This window comes from Psychrobacillus vulpis, assembly GCF_006861825.1.
GTDB lineage: Bacteria > Bacillota > Bacilli > Bacillales_A > Planococcaceae > Psychrobacillus > Psychrobacillus vulpis.
This window is the reverse complement of sequence record NZ_VDGI01000002.1, coordinates 142,494-166,357: the sequence shown is the minus strand read 5'-3', so window position 1 is coordinate 166,357 and position 23,864 is coordinate 142,494. Positions and strand designations below refer to the sequence as shown.

The 23,864-nt window shown below is 35.4% G+C and carries 14 protein-coding genes; 1 reads left to right on the top strand and 13 read right to left on the bottom strand.

Features of this window, described 5'->3' with window-relative positions; all coding sequences use genetic code 11:
- Nucleotides 1-24: 24 nt before the first annotated feature.
- The gene (locus tag FG384_RS03280; protein WP_142641134.1) at nt 25-2,358 is read right to left on the bottom strand and encodes a cadherin-like beta sandwich domain-containing protein; all 2,334 of its coding nucleotides are present in this window, start codon (nt 2,356-2,358) and stop codon (nt 25-27) included.
- Nucleotides 2,359-2,581: 223 nt separating this feature from the next.
- On the opposite strand from FG384_RS03280, the gene FG384_RS03275 reads away from it, so the two are divergent.
- Entirely contained in the window at nt 2,582-5,083 is a 2,502-nt protein-coding gene (locus FG384_RS03275) for a winged helix-turn-helix domain-containing protein (protein ID WP_166462366.1), read from the top strand.
- Nucleotides 5,084-5,715: 632 nt separating this feature from the next.
- Here FG384_RS03275 and FG384_RS03270 read toward each other — a convergent pair.
- From FG384_RS03270 to galE, 12 genes are all read right to left on the bottom strand, one after another.
- Complete coding sequence (locus tag FG384_RS03270) at nt 5,716-8,319, bottom strand: bifunctional 2',3'-cyclic-nucleotide 2'-phosphodiesterase/3'-nucleotidase (RefSeq protein ID WP_166462365.1); 2,604 nt, start codon at nt 8,317-8,319, stop codon at nt 5,716-5,718.
- 971 nt (nt 8,320-9,290) lie between these two features.
- A complete protein-coding gene (locus tag FG384_RS03265; RefSeq protein ID WP_142641132.1) occupies nt 9,291-10,865 on the bottom strand; it encodes a BCCT family transporter in 1,575 nt (524 codons plus the stop codon).
- 68 nt (nt 10,866-10,933) lie between these two features.
- A complete protein-coding gene (locus tag FG384_RS03260; protein ID WP_205961735.1) occupies nt 10,934-12,049 on the bottom strand; it encodes a mandelate racemase/muconate lactonizing enzyme family protein in 1,116 nt (371 codons plus the stop codon).
- Nucleotides 12,050-12,206: 157 nt separating this feature from the next.
- Complete coding sequence (locus tag FG384_RS03255) at nt 12,207-13,343, bottom strand: mandelate racemase/muconate lactonizing enzyme family protein (RefSeq protein WP_142641130.1); 1,137 nt, start codon at nt 13,341-13,343, stop codon at nt 12,207-12,209.
- Between the two features lie 70 nt (nt 13,344-13,413).
- Nucleotides 13,414-14,070, bottom strand: a complete 657-nt coding sequence (locus tag FG384_RS03250; protein ID WP_142641129.1) for a GntR family transcriptional regulator — start codon at nt 14,068-14,070, stop codon at nt 13,414-13,416.
- A gap of 583 nt (nt 14,071-14,653) precedes the next feature.
- A complete protein-coding gene (locus FG384_RS03245) occupies nt 14,654-16,894 on the bottom strand; it encodes a hypothetical protein (RefSeq protein WP_142641128.1) in 2,241 nt (746 codons plus the stop codon).
- Nucleotides 16,895-17,114: 220 nt separating this feature from the next.
- Nucleotides 17,115-19,367 (bottom strand): hypothetical protein, encoded by a 2,253-nt coding sequence (locus tag FG384_RS03240; protein ID WP_142641127.1) that lies wholly within the window; start codon nt 19,365-19,367, stop codon nt 17,115-17,117.
- Nucleotides 19,368-19,676: 309 nt separating this feature from the next.
- Nucleotides 19,677-20,486 (bottom strand): hypothetical protein, encoded by an 810-nt coding sequence (locus tag FG384_RS03235; protein ID WP_142641126.1) that lies wholly within the window; start codon nt 20,484-20,486, stop codon nt 19,677-19,679.
- A gap of 85 nt (nt 20,487-20,571) precedes the next feature.
- Nucleotides 20,572-21,060, bottom strand: coding sequence for a hypothetical protein (locus tag FG384_RS03230; RefSeq protein WP_142641125.1), 489 nt, complete (start codon nt 21,058-21,060; stop codon nt 20,572-20,574).
- Nucleotides 21,061-21,269: 209 nt separating this feature from the next.
- Nucleotides 21,270-21,833, bottom strand: a complete 564-nt coding sequence (locus FG384_RS03225) for a sugar transferase (RefSeq protein WP_142641124.1) — start codon at nt 21,831-21,833, stop codon at nt 21,270-21,272.
- A 13-nt stretch (nt 21,834-21,846) separates the two neighbouring features.
- Nucleotides 21,847-22,755, bottom strand: coding sequence for an NAD-dependent epimerase/dehydratase family protein (locus FG384_RS03220; RefSeq protein WP_142641123.1), 909 nt, complete (start codon nt 22,753-22,755; stop codon nt 21,847-21,849).
- 58 nt (nt 22,756-22,813) lie between these two features.
- The gene (gene galE / locus FG384_RS03215; protein WP_142641122.1) at nt 22,814-23,863 is read right to left on the bottom strand and encodes a UDP-glucose 4-epimerase GalE; all 1,050 of its coding nucleotides are present in this window, start codon (nt 23,861-23,863) and stop codon (nt 22,814-22,816) included.
- Between the last annotated feature and the right edge of the window lies 1 nt (nt 23,864).

The window sequence follows — 23,864 nt, the reverse complement described above, 5'->3', positions numbered from 1 at the left end:
TTTAGCACAGGAAACAGAAATTATTCAGTTTTTCACAAATGTATACAAGGAATTATCTCTCTTCACTGTGTAACCGCCACCTAGATGTAAGGCATCTATATCTGCTTGATATAAACGATATTTCTCTCCTATATTCAACGTGCGCTCAACTGTTCCATCTGGTTTGTAAAGTGGCATTCGTTCCGTAAGTGTAATCCAGCCAAATACATACGTGACTCCATCTTGTACATCAATGAATTCACCGCCGCCAATTGCGTAGCGGTTATCGTCGTAGGAATATACTTTGTATTCCTGTCCTTTTTTAATTGTTCGAATAAATCGTCCGTCTTTATCGTATACATTTACTTCGTCTTTACGAACTTCCCCTTTTCCAATATGTAAGCTTATAGTTGGTGATGGGATAGCGTATAAATTATCGGCTAGTTTATAATAGCCTTTGTAAATATCATAGACTAATAAAGACGTTCCTTTTCTCACTAGTTTTGCTTCCACTAAGTTACTTGCATCGTCTAGTTGATATAATTTAATATCCTCATTAACAGTTAAAGTTGCGACTGGTAAGCCATGTGGATTTGGCAACATTGTATTTGGTATTGCTTTGACTGGTGTTGGATTTTCTGGTTGAACAGGTATCGGATTTACTGACTCTGGGTTAGATGGCTTAGCCCGATTCACTGTAACCGTATATGTCTTCTTTGTCCTACCGTCTTCTGCTGTTACATCTATTCTAATTATATTGGCTGCATAGCTAAGTGGAATTGTTTTTTTATTTCCACTAATCACATCTACTCCATTTACTTTCAATGTAGCTTTATTAATCTCCACAATTGGATACAAATCTATACTACTTACTTGACTAGCAACACTCAATGTATAAGACAATATATTTGGTGTAAATGTAGGAGTAAGCGCTCCTTTGGAAAATGCGATACTTTTTAAATCAGCATTAGAATTTAAAGTTGTATTCAATATGATTGTATCGCTATATTGCGCTGAGTTTCCTGCGCTATCTGTTAGTTTATAGTAAACCGTCTTAATACCGTCCCCATTCGTTAACATCCATGTTTTATTGTTTGTAAAAATTTCCTCTTTACTCCAGGTGGAACCATCGTTAGAAAACTGCATTAGTAATGAGTTTGCATCTACACCTGTGAGATTAAGTGTAACTAACGGAGTATTAGTCTTCCCCGCACCATTTAGAATAGATATACTTCCTTGTGGTGGTGTTTTGTCTATTGAAAAGTTGACAGTTGTTTGATTCGTTGCGTCATCCGTGACTACTAATGTATAGTTACCTTCTTGGGATACTGTCGATCCTGATGTAAATTGGGCTCCATTTAGTGTAGCTGCTCCTTCATTAAAGGTTATTGTTATGTCGTGTTTATACGCTCCACCATTCGTGACTCCAGTTACAAAGGGAAATGTAGTATCTAACAAAATTTCATCATCATAGATCACTGATTGTTCTCCAGTTAAATCTTTTAGCCTCATATAGACTGTCTTCTCTCCATCTCCATTGCTCAGACTCCAATCTTTCATTAAACTAAAGGACTCCCAGCTGCTCCAAGTTGTATTATCATTCGAAAAACTCATTTCAATCCGATCATTATCGGGATCACTTGCCACAATGTTCAACTTAACATTTGTAGAATTTGTAAGTGACGCCCCGTTGTTTATACTAACCGTGCCAGTTGGCTGTGAATGAGGAGAATATATATATTCTAAATATGGCACACCATTGCTTTGTGATTCGCGTTCATCTAACATAATTATATTTTGTTTTATTCCAGTTCCATTATTAACATTAATATCATTTACTGTCGGACCTGTTAAAATAAATGTCGCCTGGTTATCAGTTGCTCCTAGTTGATTTTTAATCATATTTGTAACGTCAAACCTCACCGAAACTCCTCCAACAGCACTAATGGATTGTCTGCCTAAGAAGTCATTGACTTCATCATATTTAGGTATATCACTTAATGAAGTTCCCGCTTCCTGCCAACCATCCATATTCGAGCTATATAGATTAATATAAGGCTCTATTGTCGATTGAGACCGGCTAACATAACCTGGAAGAATAGGTATAACAAGATTTACATTTTCCATTTTTTTACTTTCATTAAGATCTGTCAACGTAAAATGTAGATAAGTCGTGTGCTGTCCATAAGCAGCATCATACCCTATATAATTCAATCCATTTTCTCCATTAAGAATGAAAGTTCCATCATAAAATTTATCCTTGGTGGGGTAAATAGGTGCCTCTATAGCTGAAGCGCGCACAGATTCTAAGAAGTACTTCGGTTGGACTATTGAAACTACTAGCGTTATTACTAAAAGTGTTATTATTTTCTTTTTCATCCTCGTTTCCTCTTCTCTTTGATTTTTTCCTCCATATTTAGCTGATTACAGCCTGCAATGCTATCCAGTTTATATGAATTTTGAACTTTACAATATTGAGGAATGTTAATAATTTCATTGAAAGTTATCTATATTGTCTATATTTTTCAGAAAATTATATAGTCTATAATTATTTAATAGTATAATAGGGATAGCAGAATTCTAATTCGACGGAGGTAAAATGATGCAAATGGTTTGGTTGAGTTCTAAAACAAAGGTACCTCGAACTATGGTTGATGCTGTCGACAGAGAACGTTTATATGAGTTGCTTCGATATGATGAGTCAAAAAAGGTAACAATTGTACGCGCACCTGCAGGATATGGAAAGACCACACTTCTAAGTCAATGGTTTACTCAAAGTAATGAGCCTGTTGCGTGGCTCTCCCTTGATGAAGCTGATAATGATCCTATACGATTTTGGAAATATGTTGTCCACATGGTGTCGAGTATCTCCCAAAGTAATATAGCTCAAGAACTCTCCTCTCTGTTCAATTCGCAGGAAGCTTCTTCATTGGAGTTTTTGATAGACTCTTTTTTGAATGAACTAAGCTTGACCTCGAGCTCTATAAATATTGTTATGGATGATTATCATTTAATAGAAAATGACACAATCCATCAAATGATTATTCAATTTATAGAGTACTTACCAGACAATGTACAAGTCTATTTAACAAGTAGAACTGTTTTACCACTTCCTATTGCCAAGTGGAGAGTAAAATCATGGCTGAAAGAAATTAGCACGGAGCAATTGCGCTTTACCCATGAGGAAACACAACAATTTTATGAAAATAAAAATCTTCACTTTAACGATGATAAATTGCTGCAGCATGTGTTGAAAATGACAGAAGGATGGGCAACTGGCATTCAATTAGCTGGACTTTCGATAAATACTTCCCAAACTGTGGACATAATGGATAGTGCTCATCCGTTTATTACGGAATTTTTATTACAGGAAATTCTAAACACGCTTCCTCCATCTACACAGGATTTTCTTCTTCATACTTCACTTTTACATTCTTTGGAGCCAGCAGTATGTGATAAGCTCACAAATAGATCAGATAGTTATTCTGTTCTATTAGAGCTTGAAAAAAAAGGATTATTTATTGTTCGTTTAAATTCCAATCAGCCTGTGTTTCGATACCATCATTTGTTTGCGGAAGCTCTGCAAATCGAATTAAAAAAACGTTATTCACAAGAAATGGTATCTTCCATTGTTATTGAGACTGCAACTTTACTACAAGATAAGGGAGATTTTATTGCTGCTATTGAAATACTTTTAAACGAGCAAGCCAATGAGTTAGCAGAATCTTGGATTACAACCCATCTCGTTGACATATTTACCTCTGGACAAACATCGACTTATGTACGCTGGGTACAAACGTTACGAAACAATCATTATTCAGTTAGTTTTGAAGTACTCGTTATGTACATTATTACATTAATTTCTGTACAACAAATGGAAGAAGCGGGTAAGTTAATCTTCGAATTAGAACATAGACAGGTTACTGAAAAGTGGATGGATGCAGAGGAGAATCAAGGGATAGCAAGCATTTTTGAAACAGTAAGGGCATATGCCATCATTGCAATTGGCGATGACATTGAAAAAGCGACAGAAATTATCCAACGACAACTTGAGAATGGCCGAGTAAGTTCTAGATGGGATAACATTCCTATGCAATATAATCTATTCGAGCATAAAATTCTTCGTACAAGTATAGGATCAAAGGGCAAGTTTTGGCCACTGGAGAAAGCGATTCCTTTTGCCAAATTATTTCGAGAAACAGAACTCAAAGATCAAAATATGACTGCTTTTAGCTACGGTGCATCAGCTGAAACATTGTATGAAAAAAATTACTTAGAAGTAGCGGTAGTTGAATTAGAAATAGCTCTTCAATATGGGCATAGCTATAATGACCCCGGTCTATTTATTCCTATGTACATACTTAAAGCTCATATTCATGCAATGAACAGTAATTTTGTAGTGGCTCATGCATTATTAGATAGTACGATAGATATTGTCAAAGAAAAACATTGGATTAACTCGTTACGTACAATGAAAGCTCGCTGTTATTTACTAGAAGGTGACATTTTACAAGCGGAAACCGAGCTTTGTAAAGCCGAATCGAGACACCCGTTTTGGTTACTAGTAAATGCCCGTTTGTTATTGGCAAAAGGGAATGCAGAAGAAGCGTTAAAAGCGACTATTCAAGTAAAAACGAAAGCATTACAGGAAATGCAAGTTTCCACGATTATAGAAGCTGCTGTGCTTGAGGCAATTTGTGAAATGGAATTGGATCATGAAGATGCTGCAATGATGGCGTTGCACGAAGCACTAGGTCACGGCGCACCTTATGGATATGTCCGTACCTTTCTCGATGAAAAAGCCATTATTCCTTTGTTGAAAACATATTTGAACGTACAGCAAACGAATAAAAATCTACATTGGAATTTCGTTCCGGCATCTTACTTAGAACAGCTGATAGCTCAGGAACCTACACAAGGAAGTTTACTCGACTCACTTACCCCTCGTGAAAGAGAAGTCTTTAGATTGCTTGTAGATGGTGCGACTAATCGTGAAATTGCGAATCGCCTCTTCCTTACAGAAGGAACGATACGAGTCTACTTAACAACTATTTACAGTAAACTTGGTGTCAATTCCAGAGCAAAAGCGGTGTTGATTAAGTAATCAGGTTCTCTGGGTTACACATAACTCTCTATCCCAATAAATAAGAAAATCGTTGAAATGGCTCCCTTTCCGCGGGCGTTGCCTCAGCCTCCTCGCTTCGCTGCGGGGTCTTCGGCTAACGCTATTCCCGCAGGAGAGTCGCCTTTTTCAACTATTTTCTAGGAATGAAAAAGTATTTATCATACAAAATGATAGTTCTTCAGTGCTCTCGTCTGCCTCGTTTATCCCGCAAGTCGAGCGGACGTTTCTCCAAAACCAATAGAATGCTTCTTTCTACTATTCTATATACTCATTCATTTTTTACAGAAGTACCTTTTGTCTTCAAACTTTTTTATTTTTATACAGGATAGATCAGTTTTCCGAAGCTTACCCCTCGCTTTCCGCGGGCGAGCGTCGAGCCGCTTCGTCGCTACACTCCTGCAGGGTCTCGTCTGTCTCGCTTTTCCCGCAGGAGTCGAGGGGACGCTTCTCCAAACCAATTAAGAGCCTCCTAGTATCGATCACGTTTACTTAATTAAGATTGCGTATATTCAGGATGTATTGGGAGTTCGCTCCATAAGTCAAACAATTAAATAAAAGGCAGTTGGAATGAGATCATTCCAACTGCCTTTTATCTTTAATCTGAAAGCATATTATTTAATAGAGTATTTACCAAATCCATCAGTGCCATCACCAATGTACTTGATGCTTCCATTTGCAGGAATAACTTTCTCTGCTTGTTTAGATGATTCGAATACAACATTTGCATTAGCAGGTAATGCTGAGAACTTCCAGTTGCCATCTGCTGAAGGGTCAATTGTTTTTTCTTCTAAAATGAAGTCAATAATCGCTTGACGGTTTTCATCTGGATATATTTCTATTGCAGTAGCATTACGTACACCTGGGAATGTTCCATTTGCACGATAGTTATTAGTTGCTACGATGAATTCTTGTTTTAAGTCAATTGGTTTTCCGTTGAATTGTAAGTTTTTAATACGTGATGACTTTTCATTTTTCACGTTACCATCTACATCGTATTTAGCAGGTTGTGTTACATCAATTTCATAAGTAACACCATCGATTACATCATAATTGTATGAACGGAACTCTGTATTGATAAGTTGTTGTTCACCTGTTTTTGCTGCATCGATTTGATTGAATTGACCAGCAGACATTTCCAGCCATTCTTTTACGTCTGCCCCTGTTACTTTAACTGTTGAAATCGTATTGTCGTATAGATATAGATCTGCTACGTTTTTGATAGCTAGTTCACCTTTTGGAACAAATGTGTAATATTCTGAATCACTTCTTGTTCCCGCTTTGAAAGGAGCACCAGCTGAAAGAACAGGTAACTTTTCGTTCGCTGTGCCTTTTAGTTTCGCTTTCACATATGCTGTTTGAGCGTTTGTTACGATTTGGATGGATGGGTCATCTTGTACTTGAGAGAAGTAGCTATGAATGTCAGCTGTTGTTGTTCCAACTGCTTGACGAACGTATTTAATCGTCCCTTCATGTGCTTCCTTCACTGCATTGACAACTGTTTGATCTACGTCTGTAGCATCTTTTGCAATCGTTCGCACTTCTGCTTTAGAAGAGGCTACATTCCAGTCGTTTCCTTTTTTCTCAAGAGTTAAATCAATAACACCTAAATGGCTACCGAATTTACCTGGCATCACAACTGGAACTCCATTGATCGTTCCATTCTCCACATCTACATTCGTTAAAGAAGCATCTACTTTACCAGGGAACACTTGGTGAGCGTGACCTGTAATAATCGCATCTACCCCTTTAACTTTCGTTAATAAGTATGTTACGTCCTCTTCTCCAACCTCATGTTTCGTATCTCCAAGTCCAGAGTGAGAAAGAACAACGATTACGTCTGCTCCAGCTTTTTGCATGTCAGGAATGACTGCTTCCACCGCTTGAACAGAGTCATCAACCGTAACTTTTCCTTCCAAATGAGTCTTGTCCCATTTTAAAATTTGAGGAGGAACAATTCCAGTAACTCCAACTTTAATTGTTGTTTTCTTGCCTTTTGCATCAACCACTTCTTTGTCAATTAACACATATGGCTTATAAAGTAATTTCTTTGTAGCTGCATTGCGAACATTAGCATTCACATAAGGGAAGTTCGCATCATCCATGACTTCATCTAAATAATCAAGCCCGTAATTGAATTCATGATTTCCAAAAGTTGCACCATCATATTTTAGTAATTCCATTGCCGTTACAGAAGGATGCTCTTCTCCATCAACAAGCTTGTCTACTGCTTGTTTGTAAGTGCCTAGTGGAGTACCTTGAATTGCATCTCCATTATCAAATAGAAGAGTATTGCTATTTTCTGTACGTGCATTTTTTATTAATGTAGCTGTCTTAGCAAGCCCTAAGTTATTAGACGCTGTATCTTTATAATAATCATAGTTCACTATATTCGTGTGAATATCTGTAGTACCTAAGATTCGTAGAGAAACCGTTTCTCCTGTTGGAGATGGTGTTGAACCTACCCCAGCTGCTTTCATAGCTGCCTCTACTCTTTCAAGTAACTCTTTCACCATTGGCAAACTACTAGTAGAAGGTAGCTTATTTAACAAAGGTTTAATCGTTTCTAAAACTTTTACTGCCTCCGCTTTTTTATCATCTGCTAATAATTTTTCAGCTGCAACTACTTTCATATAAATTGTAACTGGTACTCTTAATTGATCACGCTTAAGATCTGCTGGTTTTTTGTATTGTTCTATCAATAAATCTCTCGCAGCTTTACCTGAAAATCTATAAAGAATAGCTGTACGACTCTTTAATTGGACGGATAGTTTATGATATAACTTTTCTACTTTAGCCCAATCTTTTTCTGCTTCTGCCTTTTTGATGTCCGCCATAATTGGATTCAAATACTTGTCCGCATAGTTGTAGGCATCAATATATGAAATAAGTCCTTTTGAAATGCTATCGTTATATTGGTTGTTCAGATCTTCTAATAATGCTGCTTTATTTTTAGCATTAGATTTAGAAATATCATTTTTTGCTTTTTCGTAATTTGCTTTCACCTTGTTTAGCGCAGGATATAAGTCCTTACTTGCAGCAATGCTCCCCTTTTGAGCAGGCACTACATAACTATAAGCCGCAGCCTTCATGTCTTTTCTCGCCTGATCCACTACATCTTGCACTGAGCTACTAGCAAAACTTACATTTGCAGAAGCCAATAAAGATGTGGCAAGAGCCGCAGCTACTACTGATTTTTTAAACGAATTCTTTCTCATAATTCCCCTCCTGTTTTTCGATCTCTATTTAAAGATAATCAATATAAATATTAAGTACAATGTGAGTTTTGTAATATTTTAGTAAATTTATTATGTAACATTTTACATGGAATACATTACTAAAATATCAATTAGTAGGTATTTTCAACTTCACTATCGTTTGAGAAAGTAGCAATGGTACTTTAGGCAAGTTGCAATTACATAAGAAAAACAGCGCAAAAAGACGCCCGGTCCTTTTAAAACAAGTAGCCGCAGAAGTACGGTTGATTTCCGCTCCTGCGGACGCTTTCCGCCGGCATGGCTTCAGCCGCTTCCCTCGCGTCGCTCAGTCCAGGGTCTTAAGCTCATGCTATTCCGGCTGGAGTCGCCGCCTGCGCTCCAATCAACTAGTATGTAGCTATTCATCATGCAGCTGTTTATTAATAGAATGAGCGAAACTGATAAAAATAGTAGGAATAGCACAACTACTTCTTTTTCTCTATTTCTAAAAAGTGAACGGCTTGTTTTAGGAGATTGGATTGATCAATAACTGTCTACAAATCTTCACTTTATAATGCAGTAGCAAGTACTCCATTCAAACAATGAATAGAAAGCACATGATTACTTTTTTTGTAGAATGGATGGATGCAGTGAAAAGCGGCGACTCCTGCGGGATTAGCGAGACAGACGAGACCCCGCACGAAGCGAAGCGAAGGAGGAGGCTCGTCGCTCGCCCCGCGGAAAGCGTCCGCTTGGAACGGAATCCATCCTATAAACTTTTATACTTTCTTATTCTTTAAAAAAGTCCTACAGAGATTTTTCATCTCCGTAGGACCTCACAACTTTCTTTCACTTAGCATATTTTATTATAACTGAACCATTAGATTGTGATTCTTCTACATCGTGTGCAAGTTGATCTTGGTTTACTATTCCAGAAGTCGCTACAATCATGAGAGAGGCAGAGTTGTGTGCAAAGTTCTATTGAAGCAACACTATTTTTCTTTTAATTCACCTACTTCGGACTTAATATTTCCAGCAGCACTTATTTCTTCAATTTTGTCAGCCGGAACATGCCCAAAGTCTTTAACCATCCATTTCATCCATCCAACAATCATGATAATCATGATAAAGATGACTGGTACACCCGTGATAATGGCACTCGTCTTAATCGTATTCAAATCTGCCCCTATAAAAATCATTGTCAATGGAACTAATGCCAACATAACACACCAGAAAAGTCGATGCATTGGATGTGGATCTTCATTCTCCTTTAACTTCGGAGTTGCTGTAGAAGCCATTGTAAATGCAGCTCCATCCAATGTAGTTGCAAGGAATAAAACAGAAACCGTACAGAATAATAACATGAAAATACTACTTAACGGTAAGGTTTGTAACACTTCGATAATCGCACTATTGTCTTTGCCAGCCCCTAGCATACCCACGACATCAACCATTCCTCGTAATTGACGATCAATCGTCAAGCTTCCAATAACACCAAAGAAAAAGAAACAGCCAACACTTCCACTAACCAATGTATTGGTAATAACAGAACGGAGCGTTCGACCTTTTGAAACTTTTGCAATGAAAATTCCTGTAAATGGCGCGTACGTTATCCAATATAACCAATAAAATATTGTCCATGCTTGTGGAAATCCAGATTGACCGATTGGATCTGTAAATAAACTCATTTGTAAAAAGTTTTGTAACATTAAACCGATGGCATTCGTGCTATTTGCGATGATAAAAAATGTTGGTCCCAGAACTAGAACTCCTATACATAAAACAATCGCCAATTTGGTCGTCCAATTTGAAATCCTTGCCATCCCTTTTTGTAATCCTATATATGAACTTAACGAATACACGATGGAAATGATAAGGATTAACACAATATTCATCGTAAATGATGGTTTAATTCCAAGAACAGAGCTTAATACTTCATTCACCAATGGTACAGAAACACCTAATGTGATACTTAAACCTCCAAAACAGATAAAGATAAACATGATATCAACAATTCGTCCAATAATTCCGTTTTGTTTTAATCCTGTAATTGAGCTAATGATAGAACTTAGACTAAGCCCTTGATTTTTTCTTATATAAATATGGTAACAAATCGGTATACCAACTAATGCATATAAAGTCCAAGCGCTAAAGCCCCAGTGGAACATATTGTAAGGTAATGCCATTTCAAAAGCCCTTTGGGAATTTGGCTCAATACCAAGTCCCGGGGTACCAATATAATAAGCCCATTCGATAAATGCCCAATAGACTGTAGCGGATCCTAGTCCACAAGCGATCATCATGGAAACCCATTTAAAAGTGGAGTATTCCGGTTTTGTATTTCCTAAACGGATTCTGCCGAATTTACTAAATGCAACAAAGACAAGAAGTAAAACTCCAAAGAATGTAAATAACAGCGATACAGAACCAAACCATTCTGTCATTTTCCCAAATATCTTATTGGCTACAGCTTGTGATTGGGTCGGCTGAAAATATAAAACACTAACGACAACAAGGACAAGTGCAACGCTTAAAGAGATTAATAATTTATCGACTTTCTTTGTCATAATTATTCCCCATTCTAGTATCTATTAATCTTAGTGGCGTCACTAAGGTCTAAATCTGGTTATCTTCCTTACACTCTATACATTTCTATTATGGTTTCATCTAACTCGACACCTAGTCCAATTACATCAGGAACTTTTACGTAACCGCTTTCAATTGGAATTAAGTTTTTTACTAGTTTTGTAAATAACGGACTCGTACTTTGCGAATACTCCATTAAGTCACCGTCTTTTGTTGCCGCAAGAAATTGAACCGTAGCAGCTAAAAGTATTCCGGTGCTAAATCCATGCGGAACCAGTTTAATACCGTTCATTACAGCGATATCGTTAATGATGCGCATTTCACTAATCCCACCACAACGAGTAATATCTGGTTGTATAATATCTGGTTGAGCCTGTTTTATAAAATCATCAAATTCAAACCTTGTAGTTAATGATTCCCCTCCAGCAAGTTTTGCTCCTGATAAATTCGCTAACTTGCGATACCCTCTCATATCATCAGCTAATACTGGTTCCTCAATCCAATTTAATTGGAATGGCTCAACTTTTTTAAACATATGAGCTGCATGACTATATGTTCGCCATTTAGAAGCTAAATCAATTTGTAATTCAAAATCATTTCCTAATTCTTCTCTGACTGCTTTAATAATTTCATAATCGGTTTGAGCATCATCACCTAAGATTCCTCCACCGAATTTCAAGCTCGTAAAGCCCTTTTCTTTTAGTTGTCGTGCAATTTTCTTATTCTCTTCAGGGGTATCTGCAGGGATAAATGTACCATATGCTCGAATTTTCTCTCGATATTTTCCTCCTAATAACATATAAATAGGAACTTGATAGAATTGAGAGGCTATATCCCATAAAGCAATATCAATTGCACTCATCGCATGAATCCCTGCTCCACGTCTACCTAAATAATTCGAAGACCAATACATTTTATCCCAAAGTTTTTGAATTTCTAAAGGGTTTTCTCCAATTAATAGAGCCTTTAATCCCGAGCAGTATAGATTTGAGTTCGGTGCTTCGATAACCGCTTTCGCTACTAATGGAGAGGTATCGCTTTCACCAATCCCTACAAATCCATTATCTGTGATTACTCTAACAATAAATGCATCTTCTCCCCACTCACAAGCTTGGTCGATTGGAGGAACCCTAAGCGTAATTACTTCTATATCAGCTATTTTCATTATTAAACTTCCTTATATTAAGATTTTCTCAATCCCTATTGAAATCAATTTTTCTCCATAATAGATTCAATAAATTACAAATTATGTTATAATGCATAATGCAGAATCCTTTAAAGTACGTATGGTTGCCCCCATCTATTTTAATGTGGATTCTGTTTTATTCTGTCCAACCAGTTTCATCAAAAGCCAACTTTAGTACTGCATTTTTACTGATCAGTTCCCAATCCATTTCAATCCCCAATCCATTTCCTTTTGGAGCATGAACGTAACCATCTTTATCCGTTCTGATTGAAGTGATTGCTCCAAATTCCAATGGCTCTACCGGAACCGCTTGCTCAAAATACTTACTATTGTTGCAAGCTAGCATCAAATGTAAATTTGCGGCTTGTGATAAAGTGTACCCCCAAGATTGGAGTTCAACTGTCATGGAATTAGCTTCTGCAATTCCCATAATTTTTTTAGTTTGTGTTATTCCACCCGCTAGAGTAGCATCTACTCGTACACTTGACCAACAACCATTTTGAATCCCTTGTTCAAGTTGGTTTAATTGAAGCAATGTATTCCCAGCTGCAATAATAGGAATATCGACACGGGACCTCAATTCCCTATAGCCTTCCAAATCGGTATCCGGTAGGGGTGCCTCAAACCAAATATAATCATAGCTTCCCAATATCCTTGCAGCCTTCAATGCCTCTTCCCTTGTATAAGCTGTTTCCACATCTAACATAAATTTAAGATTGGAATCCTTAAACTCTTCATGTATAGCTTTTACTAAATTCATATCCTCTTCAAATCTGCACCAAGTATGAAACTTGATAAATTTATAACCTTGTTCTTTAAGGTCATGAACGTGTTCGATGTAATCTTCGATGCTTGGTAAAAACGGTGTACTTGCATAAGAAAGAATTTTCTCCCTTGCTCCTCCTAACATTTGATACAAAGGCATTCCTGCGTATTTAGAAACTAAGTCCCATAAAGCAATATCAATCGGTGATTGAGCCTGTGGTGTCATTTGGACACATCGGCTTGCCATTAGTGCATAAATTTCTTCCCTTTGCAAAGCTGATTTTCCTATTAAGAATGGGATTAGATGGCGGATGGACTCTGCCAGGCTTTTATCTACACCTGCTTCTGTCCAAGAAATTGCCCCGCCATATCCTTCATATCCATCGCTAGTCTGAATTTTGACAATCGTATTTGTAATTGTCAGGTCAGAATAGTGGGAAGATGTCTTATAATTAGCGTTAGGTCCTACTACAACAAACACTTCTACTTTATCAATCTTCAGTTTCATAGTCCTTTCACTTCCCTTTAATTTTTAGATACTGTAAAGCTTATGCATCCCCCCTTTCGATAGATTGATTTTAGTCTAATAAATATACGTCCGGAATATTTGTTTCAACAATATGTTGTCTTAGTGTTTCCACTGCTAGCTCTAAAGATTTCCCGTTAATGAGGATGTCGATTAACACTTCATGATCGTTCAGCCATTTTTCAAAAGTACTGGATTTACTATTTTGATATAAGAAATGGAGTCTAATTCGATGAACAATGCTTTCCCAAATTCGTATCACGTTATCAAGCTGGGATGACATAACAATTAGCTCATGCAATTGAATATCCAATTCAATAAATGTAGACAAATCTTCATATCGTATAGCCTTTCTCATATTTTCACGAATTTTTTCAAGTTGTTCCTTCGTATCATCGCCCCAAGTAGAAAAGCCTTTTTTTAAAGCATACGTTTCGATATGAAGCCGCATAGGAATTAACAATTCAAGCACTTCTTCCTGTGAAATGGTCGTTACCCTTGTATCCTTATATGGCTCAGAAATAAGCAAACCTTCCAACTCTAAAAGCAATATCGCTTCTCGTACAGAAGTTCGGCTAACACCCAAATCTTGTGCCATCTGCGATTCTGTAATTTTTTCACCTTGCTGCAATTCACCTTCAAATATCAATTTTTTTATTTGCTGGGCGATTTGGTATTTTAACGAGTTTTTCGAAAAACTAGCACTCATTTATTTATTCTCCCTTTTAACATTGTCTAATTGTCGACAATGTTTAATTTGTAGTAATTATATTTTAAATATTACTAATTGTAAATACTATTCTGTTAATGAAATTATTAATAACCTTTGGTGACAGTACACAGAAAATGAGGAACCACTAGATTGGTCGGGTAAACAGCAAGCAGAATAGATTTTCTTTTCTAGTAAAGTAATCATCATCCATTGCTAGAAAGGTCTAAACCACCAAAAATAACCCCAACATATATTAAAGAACCATAAAAAAATAAGACTTCCTACACTTTATTAATTAAAGTGTAGGAGGTCTTTTTTGTTCTAATGAAACTAGAATTACCAGAATAGTACAGAATTATTTCTATCACATGGACGAGCTTTATTATTCTTTTTCATAATCAACCTCATGAACCGAATAGCGACTAGGTGGGCATTATTTGAGGCTTTCGTTGAACTGATTACCATTTTACTTGAATTGTAGAGAATTATAAGAATAGCGTGTAATTATCTCTATCTCAGGTACAAGTTTTTTCCACGATAAAAACAGCACATGCGGAAAATTTTTTTACTCGTATAACTTTCACTTAGCGTATTTTATTATAACTGTACCATTAGATTGTGATTCTTCTACATCGTATGCAAGTTGATCTTGGTTTACTATTCCATTAGTCGCTACAATCATGAGAGAAGTAGAGTTGTGTGCAAAGCCAGTCTCTATAGAAACAAAATCAACAACTCTAAGTGTATCAGCGTCTATATACTCAACTTTTACTACCGCAGATCTACCATAACCATCGTTTACCGTTATTGTACCGGTCAAGGATTCCTTAAATCTATGTCCATAGGATGGATTTAAGAAAGTGAAATCTAAAGTATCAAAGAGAGTTAATCCATTCTCAGTTGTATCATTTAACGTTATTTCAGTTGATGCAAATGCACCTTCATTAATGATAGCAGTTGCTGGATTAGTTGGATTTTCAGAACCTTCCCCGTTTTCTCCGTCTTTACCAGGAGCGTATTGGTAAGCTTCAAATGTATTCGCTACATTTTGTATTAAGCTTATGGATCCAAGAGTCCAATCCCCATTGTCATCTACTTTAGCTGTACCAATAAACACACCATTTCGATAAACATGTACAGTAAAGCCTGCTTCAGCAGTACCGCTTATGATGTAGTTAGAACCATCGTATGTTACTGGAGAATGTGCTGGGTTAGTAATTTCCAATTTCGCTGCCTCTGTTACATCAGATGTTATGTTCCAAGTAGAAATATTATCCTCTTTTACTTCATAACCAATTGTAATAGAATCACCGCTAGAAAGTGCAGCTTTGAATACATCTTGTGTTACTAGTTGTCCCCGAATGAAAAATAGATCATTATCATCCCATTTGTATTTGAACCCATTCATATAAATATAGTTATTCTCTATAAATATATTGGAACTCATACTATTAAAATTATAAAAACCGCTTACGTTCTGTAATTGGAAAAAGTGAGTTAATGTTGCTTTTTTGCTTTTTTGATCCCCATCTAGTTTTTGGATTGTCGGTTGTACATAGGTTTCGGAAGTAGCGTTAGCTGGTGCAATAATAAAAGTTAAGTTTCCGTTTTGATCTGTAAATACTGTTGCTTCTTGTCCAGCATTTCCTACCGAACCATTTGCAGTAGTTATTACTGCAGTTGTAGAAGTAGTTTCAGTAGCAGGGTTTGCTTCCGTTAAGTTTATCTTTACACGCCCTATATATGGTGACCCATCTGAGTTAGTTAAATAAGCACGATATACACGGTTATTTGTAGTTTCCAAGTAAGAATCATCGGTATCATATAATACGATACCTGTAGTATCAGCAACCGCTTCTGTTACAAAATTCACCTTATAGTCTTTCCAAGTGACCGTATAATTTGTAGAAGGATCGAGATTAGAAGTTGTTAAGAAAACTGTTTTTTTGTCTTCTGATAATTTAGCCGATTGCACGGTTTCTCCCGAAATTTTATATTGTCCAGCTTCTAAACCTTCTAATGGTATGGAATATTCTTTTGAAAAATGAATATTCACTGTGTTTTGTCCGTCAGACGACACGGCAAGTGGTTGTAACGGTAAAGATTTCATCACATCGTTATAACTTTTCTCCACTTGACTTAAGAAAGTAAAATTCTCATTGTTAAAAGTTAAGTAATATTCTGCTTTTTCTAATTCAGACGCTGCTTCTGCTAGCTTGTTCTCCTTAATAAAAGCAGAAGCATTTTCTATATACATTTTCACAGTTACATCATATTTAACTTGATCAATTAACTTTTCCATAGCTGGTTTCACTGCACTTCGAATACCATCTCGAGTAGATTGCCCATAGACTCGGTCTAATAGTTTTACTTGTTTACGGTATTCCGCAGTAGCTACGTGATATGCATTTTCTACTTTCTCTAGGTCCGCTGATTTAATAGCTTGATCTAGATTTCTTGTTAAATCGGTAATCTTTTCACTTGATGTAATCGCATCGATGTAAGCTTGCGCACGTTTCGTATGTATTTTTGGTTCAACCAGTTTAGCTTGTACACTTATCTGTTCAGAGTTCGTAAGATTAGTTGCTGCTGTTTCTGCTGTTTGAATAGTTTTCTTAGCAACATTGTACTGATTGTAAGGACGGGTTTTAAAATCAGCAGATCCTTCTACTGAAATAGCCCATTTTAATATAGTACTTGCATTCTGTGCGTCAATAACTAGTTGGTTTATATCAGTTGAGGCTTTAGCTTGTTGAGCTGGTGATGCAATGATAGCAGCAATAGCAATTGAACATGCAATTTTAATAGCTTTATTTCTCATAACTTGGGTACTTCCTTTCAACGATAACTCACTCTCTTTTTTACTTTATAAGTGAGAACCATAATCTTCATTAAATAAGTTTAACATGGTGAAGCTATATCCAACGAAACCAAAAAAATCATCTATTTCAATATATAACCACATAAAAGATAAGTATTCCACAATATGTAAAAGCCGTTAAAGGTATATTATCCTTTAACGGCTTTTACACATTATTAAATTAATATCCAGTAATCTGGAACCCTGTATTTACATTCATTCCAAGACCATATGCGTTTTGGATGCCATCGATGGAGATGACTTTTAGTGCTCCTGTTAACAAACTGTCTTTTCCTTGTGACATGATGACTGCGGTACCTTTACCTGGGTCAATTGTGCCGAACTTAACTTGGAAACCATTGCTCACAGGAGTAAATTTAGTATTGTCTTGGTTGTTTGTGAATTTAATTTTTGTGCCATCATTATCTTGTACAACGATTGTCGCATTGGATAATGCGACTACTTGGTCTTGAGCAAGAACTGAGCCGTTTTTATTTTTTAACGGAGCAACTGTAAATACTAGCACTTCATTGGATAAATCATCGTCTGCCGTTGTTCCACCTTTAATAGATAAAAGGTCAAGTGGTCCTTCCACGACTCTTAACGCTTTTGCATCCCAGCCAGGACTTGTAGGAACAGCTTTACCTGCAACTTGTTGAACAAACGAATAATCACTTATTGCGTTTTGGTCCACGTTTGTTGAGTAGCTCCATGTTCCGTTTGTGTTTACTCTTGTTTTTCCTATATACGCACCATTTTTATAAAAGAAGATTTCATAGTTTGGTTGTGCCGTACCGTTCAAGTCAATTCTGCTTCCATCCATACGATATCCAGCAGTACCAGATCTATAGGCAAATTTTGAATCGAGTAATAAGTCGACAAAATAGAAATTCGAAGTAATTTCAAACGTCGAATTAGCTGTCGGTTGGTACGTTCCAGTAATTGTATCTTCCAAGTCTAAAGCAGATTTGAATGTATCAAATGCTACTGCAATACCTTCATTTCGATAAACATCACCAGAAGTCTTCATTTTATATTTCATACCATCAGTAGTGACGAAATAATTATTGTAAATATCCACATAATAAATTTTCTTATTAGAGAAACTACCCGCTTTTGCAGGTGCATAAAAGTTTAGTTTTGCTGAAGACTTCGTTTCTACTACTGTATTACCTTCCATTTTGTTGAAAGTAATCACATTATCAATTGCAGCGACGTTGACATCTTTAGCAGTAAAACCAATCGTTACATTACCATTTTTTTCTGGAGTTACATTGATACTTCTTGCACCTGCTATATTGTTTTCAATACCATTAATGGAAACTACCTTAATACCAGCTGGAATATCAACACGTACTGTAGCTCTAGAAGGCTGATTATATGGTTCCGTAAAATTAGCTACTAAAGAAAGTACTTCCGTTGTTTCTCTATGCTGAATCGTTTGATTTCCTATTTGAATTGGCACAACACTTCCCGGAGCTGTAAAGCTAGCGGAATTCCCTTTGAATTTCATCGTATACTTAGTACCAGGCGTTTGAACAGAAGTGGTTAATGTTACAGTTGTTCCATCATTACTTAGTACAGCTCTCGTAGCTGACAAAGAGTTATCAAATGTAAACTCAGAAAGCTGAATACTAGAAACAGCTCTGCTTAATTTTACCGTTACAGTCGTGCTATCCACTCTTGAAATCGAGACAAGTTGAACTGGTTGAGACGCAGTTACTGCATCGAGATTTTTTTTCAAGAAGTTACCCCAAATCAATACATTTGAATTGACAATAGATTGGGCTTCATATAAATTTTTTGTTGCTTCCTGATATCTACCATAATTGATGTCCGTTGCTGCCTTTTTAGTCAACATGTGTACTGTCACATCGTTCTTTAAATAATTTATTAACTGTTCCGCAGGTCCTTTCACCACATTACGGATTTTATCACGTGTAGATTGACCATATACACGATCCAACAAAATCGTTTGTTTGCGGAATTCTGCCGTCATTGCGTGATATGCAGCTTCCACTTGTTCTAAATTATTTGTAATAACAGCTTCTGAAAGTGCCTTCGTTTTCGCTTCAATCTTAGTGCTTGCGGTAATAGCATCCAGATACCCTTGAGCACGTTGAAGTTGTGTTTTTGGTTCAATTAATAATGCTTCATACTTCAACTTATCTGAGTAACTTGCTCCATTCAGAGCAGCTTCCGCTTTAGCAATCGCCGTTTTTGCAGCATTAAATTGAGTCCACGGTTGAGTTACCCCATCTGCAGTTCCCTCAATAGAAATCGCCCATTTTAAAACAGTACCAGCCTTTTGCGCATCGCTTATTAATGTCTCAATATTTGTTGCAGCATCCGCATTTTGACTTGGTGCTACCGCGACAAATGCTGAAGCAGCTACCGCTGAAGATACGATAATTTTCGTTGTTTTATTGTTCATGAAAATTCTCCCCTTTTTATTCACGAATATAATTTGACTCTACTAGTATTATAATATAAAAACATGGTCAAATTTCAATTATTTTCTAATTTGTTTATTTACACTTTTATTTACTTAATTATTCTAGATTAAATATGTGCAGAATTATTTGGTTTTTCTACCTATTCTTACTAGGTATTTATTAGTACGTATATAATGTTATAAAGTTTCATTACTAATAAAACCTCAAAAACCCGACTACTGTACAGTAGCCGGGTTATCTTTTGCTTTGTTATTTCAAATCCTTCATTCATACGTTTGTCACTTTTATTACTTAGTAGATTCTCTTCTTGTCTCCACTGCTTTGAAATACAGTTTTATTTGCGCTGGGTATGTAATTGATATTAAAGTAAGTACTATAGAAATGATACCTAAAGTATTCCCAAATGATACCACATTATTATCAACTGCCCATTTTACCAAATCAACAAAATATACGTTAGTATTTATTGTATTATCATAAATTAACAGACACATCATTATGTAAAAAACACCACTTAGGTAAATCAATAAATGTAGAATCGTAATAAGTAAATATGAAATTTGAGTTTCCAATGTCATATAGCCTGAAATTTCTCTTAAAGACAACCACTCTTCGTTTTCCATTTTTGTCAACTGATTAGGAAATATCAATTTCAAAATCATTAAGAATATATAATTTAAGAAATATAATAGAAATCCAACTATAAAAAATATGTATATTATAGCTATTATAGTAATCAATACTATAATAGGGTAATTAAAACTTGTTAAGCTATTCCCAAAAGCCAACCCTAGTCCAAATACTATTAGAACTAAGAACTGAATTGAAACAGCCCCTACATATAGCAAAGAAAAGCCATAAACTTTTTTAAATTCTCCACTACTTCTCTTTTCTCTGATACTTAAAAATGCAGAAATAAATAAGGAAATAAAAATTAAATAAAACCATAACTGATACTTTGTATAAACTATCAATGGAAAAATTGCAGTTAAAAATAAAATGATGAACTGCCAGCTATTCAACTTCCCGAATAATGAAATTCTAGTGACATTACTGAAATACATAAATATACTATTTCTTACTAAATTTTTTCCCAATTTCTTTATTACCCCTGTCTCACAATAGTTCAAATTTTCAACAAAAAATGTCCCTTTTATATTCAAAAGATAATTCAATTTAAACCTATTCCTTGCAGCTTAACTTTATTAAATTTAAATAAATGTCTAACTGATTTTTAAGCGAAGTTAAATCCTTTATTTTAGTGAGATATGATCTATACCCCTTATACAAGATATAAATCATAATTATAATACCAATAAAACCAATTATATTTATAACTCCAGATAAGTTTTCGTTTAAAATGTCTCCTGCTAAAAATCTCATCCATGCTAATAGAACTGTGATTGTAAATCCATTAATTGCTAGACCTATTGGACTTGCTTTTTGCTTTTCAATTTGAGAATTTACTTCTGCTATCGTTAATTCGATTGAAAGATCATTTGGTGCATCTGAAATACTTGTTGAAAGAGTTAGTGTACCTCTAAATTCAAATTTATACTGTTCTGTCAACTTATTGATAGATCTAGCAATTTCCTCTATTTCAGATTGACGGTTCTTTAAAAAAAATTGTATCAGACATTGGAACCACCTCCTTATTTGGTGTTTTAACACTTCTAAAAATACATTTTTTCATATTACTATAGACCAAAAGAAATTCTTATTTCATACATTTTCCGCAACTTTATCATTGTTTATTTTACTTACCGATAATTATATATACGTATCCAAACCTCAACAGTTTCGATTAAATATAAATAAGCGTCAAATAATGAGCGAAGTTTGTATGCTGCATTATTTGACGCTCATATTTTTCTAGAAACTCACCCAACTCGTACTCCTTCAGATTTCACAACACTTCTAATAGTCCACAAAATGATTTTTAGATCAAGCCATATACTCATATTATCCAGATAATATTTATCGTACTTTACTTTTTCTTTGTCAGATATGAAGTCCCGTCCCCTTACTTGAGCGAATCCAGTCAACCCAGGACGAATACTATTTACTCCCAGTTCGTCTCGCATCTTTATAAGTTCGTATTGATTATATAGAGCTGGCCGTGGACCAACAATCGACATATCACCTAATAGTATATTGAACAATTGTGGGAGTTCATCAAGGCTAGATTTCCGAAGAAACTTTCCAAGTTTGGTTATGAACTGAGAAGGATCTCCCAATTCTTCCGTTGATACATTTGGTGTATCTGTTCGCATGGTCCGAAACTTGTATATGTTAAAAAGCTTTTTCTCTTTACTTGGTCGCTGTTGTTTATAGATGATTGGACCTTCGGAATCCAATTTTATCAGAATTGCAATTATTGACATTGGGATGATAAATACTATTATTGCAATCATAGATAGTACTATGTCCATTGTACGTTTCATAACATTCAATCCTCTACATCTTTAATTCACTTTTTCTAACTGCCTCTTTAAAATTTACTTTTTGGTAGGAATTATCACTATAATTTGATAGTGTTTTTGAATATGTTAGATCTCCAAACACTTTTAATACTAATTGGTGTTGACGAAATACCTTATTTAAAACGATACCACTAACTCTGCTTAATACAATTTTTCGGCCATGTACACTTGCAATTTCTTTAACCATATCAGAAGTTTGAATGAAATCACGATCTTGAGGATGGAAAATTCCAGCGTCTCTATTTACAATAAGTAGGCGAATGAACTCTGTAAGATTATCAATAAAAATCATACTTCTTGCATTCTGAACATATGGAAACATAAGTGTTTTTCTAGCAAGTTTACTTAACAATGAATAGTTCCCAGGACAATCTAAACCATATACCATTGGTGGACGAATAATAGAAATTATAAAATTGTCATCTTCCATTTCCAATAGTCTTTTCTCAGCCTCAAGTTTAGTTTTTCCATACATAGAAGTTGGTAACAATGGGGTATGTTCATCAATTTCTGTTATATCACCATTTGTTCCATACACAGCCATTGTACTTAAAAATATAAAATGTTTAACCCCTTCAGCCTTTGCTTTAGTTGCTAAAGCGGTAGTTAATTCACAATTTACCTTAAAATAATCTTGTTCCGTGTAGTTGGATTCTTTTTTATGGACTAAGGCTGCAGAATGAATTAAAACTTCGGTACCATTTGGAATTTGAAAATCATTAGGAAAATTCCTAACTGATTGTTTATGTAATTCATAGCTTTCTTGTACACTAGATAAATATCTTTCTAATGAACAAGCGATATATCCTGTAGTACCTGTTAATAATATTTTCATTATTTTACTACCCCATTTTGAATGAACTACGATTACTTTAAAAGTCATCTTCGACTTTTTTCTTAAACAGATTGAAATCTACTTTGTAACAAATAAATAACTATTCTTATTTTAGTAGAGAATCTAATACCAATTCATCGGAATTTATTGTAGTACTATATATGTTCTTCTTTTCCCATTTCCAAGCATTCTCACACATTTCTTTTAATCCTCGCTCTGCTTTCCATCCAAGTTCTTTTTCTGCTTTTGACGAATCAGCATAACTTATTGCAATATCTCCAGGTCTGCGCTCCATTATTTTATATGGAATCTTAATGCCATTTACCTCTTCAAAAGTATTTATTAAATCTAAAACAGAATATCCTTTACCGGTACCTAAATTAAATAGGTGATTACCCGAATGTTTATCCAAATATTTAAGTGCCTTTAAATGTCCGTTCGCTAGATCCATTATATGAATATAATCTCTTACTCCAGTACCATCATGAGTAGAATAATCATTTCCAAAAATATTTAAATGTTCTCTCTCACCACTTGCAACTTGTGTAATATAAGGCATTAAGTTATTTGGAATTCCACTAGGTTTTTCACCGATAGTTCCTGATGGATGTGCACCAATCGGATTAAAATATCTCAGCACTGCAATACTCCATTTTGGATCAGAGTTTGACAAATCCTGAAGCATTTCTTCAATCATTAATTTTGTTCGACCATATGGATTTAATATAGATGTAGGTGCTCCTTCATACACTGGAGATTTAGTTAAATCACCGTATACTGTAGCAGAAGAACTAAAAATAAGTTTTTTAATATCTTTTCTTTGCATCTCTTTTAGTAAATTGATAGTAGAACCAAGGTTTTCTTCAAAATATTTTAATGGTTTTAATACTGATTCAGCTGGTGATTTTACACCCGCAAAATGAAAGACTGCTTCAAATTGATAAGTATCGAAAATACTTGATAGTTGTTCCATATTCATTAAGTCAGCTTGCAAGAATTCTACGTTATTTTCACAAAGATTTTCTAGGGAATTTAAAACTTGAATTTCTGAATTAATTAAATTATCAATCACGATACATTCAAACCCATTGTTCGATAGTTCTACGACTGTATGACTTCCAATATAGCCTAAACCACCCGTTACAAGCACCTTCATG

Coding starts and splice junctions, on each gene's coding strand:
- FG384_RS03275 (WP_166462366.1), top strand. CDS start 2,582: ATGCAAATGGTTTGGTTGAGTTCTAAAACAAAGGTACCTCGAACTATG.
- FG384_RS03225 (WP_142641124.1), bottom strand. CDS start 21,833: ATGAAACGTACAATGGACATAGTACTATCTATGATTGCAATAATAGTA.
- FG384_RS03245 (WP_142641128.1), bottom strand. CDS start 16,894: ATGAGAAATAAAGCTATTAAAATTGCATGTTCAATTGCTATTGCTGCT.
- FG384_RS03270 (WP_166462365.1), bottom strand. CDS start 8,319: ATGAGAAAGAATTCGTTTAAAAAATCAGTAGTAGCTGCGGCTCTTGCC.
- FG384_RS03255 (WP_142641130.1), bottom strand. CDS start 13,343: ATGAAACTGAAGATTGATAAAGTAGAAGTGTTTGTTGTAGTAGGACCT.
- FG384_RS03250 (WP_142641129.1), bottom strand. CDS start 14,070: ATGAGTGCTAGTTTTTCGAAAAACTCGTTAAAATACCAAATCGCCCAG.
- FG384_RS03280 (WP_142641134.1), bottom strand. CDS start 2,358: ATGAAAAAGAAAATAATAACACTTTTAGTAATAACGCTAGTAGTTTCA.
- FG384_RS03265 (WP_142641132.1), bottom strand. CDS start 10,865: ATGACAAAGAAAGTCGATAAATTATTAATCTCTTTAAGCGTTGCACTT.
- FG384_RS03240 (WP_142641127.1), bottom strand. CDS start 19,367: ATGAACAATAAAACAACGAAAATTATCGTATCTTCAGCGGTAGCTGCT.
- galE (WP_142641122.1), bottom strand. CDS start 23,863: ATGAAGGTGCTTGTAACGGGTGGTTTAGGCTATATTGGAAGTCATACA.
- FG384_RS03220 (WP_142641123.1), bottom strand. CDS start 22,755: ATGACTTTTAAAGTAATCGTAGTTCATTCAAAATGGGGTAGTAAAATA.
- FG384_RS03260 (WP_205961735.1), bottom strand. CDS start 12,049: ATGAAAATAGCTGATATAGAAGTAATTACGCTTAGGGTTCCTCCAATC.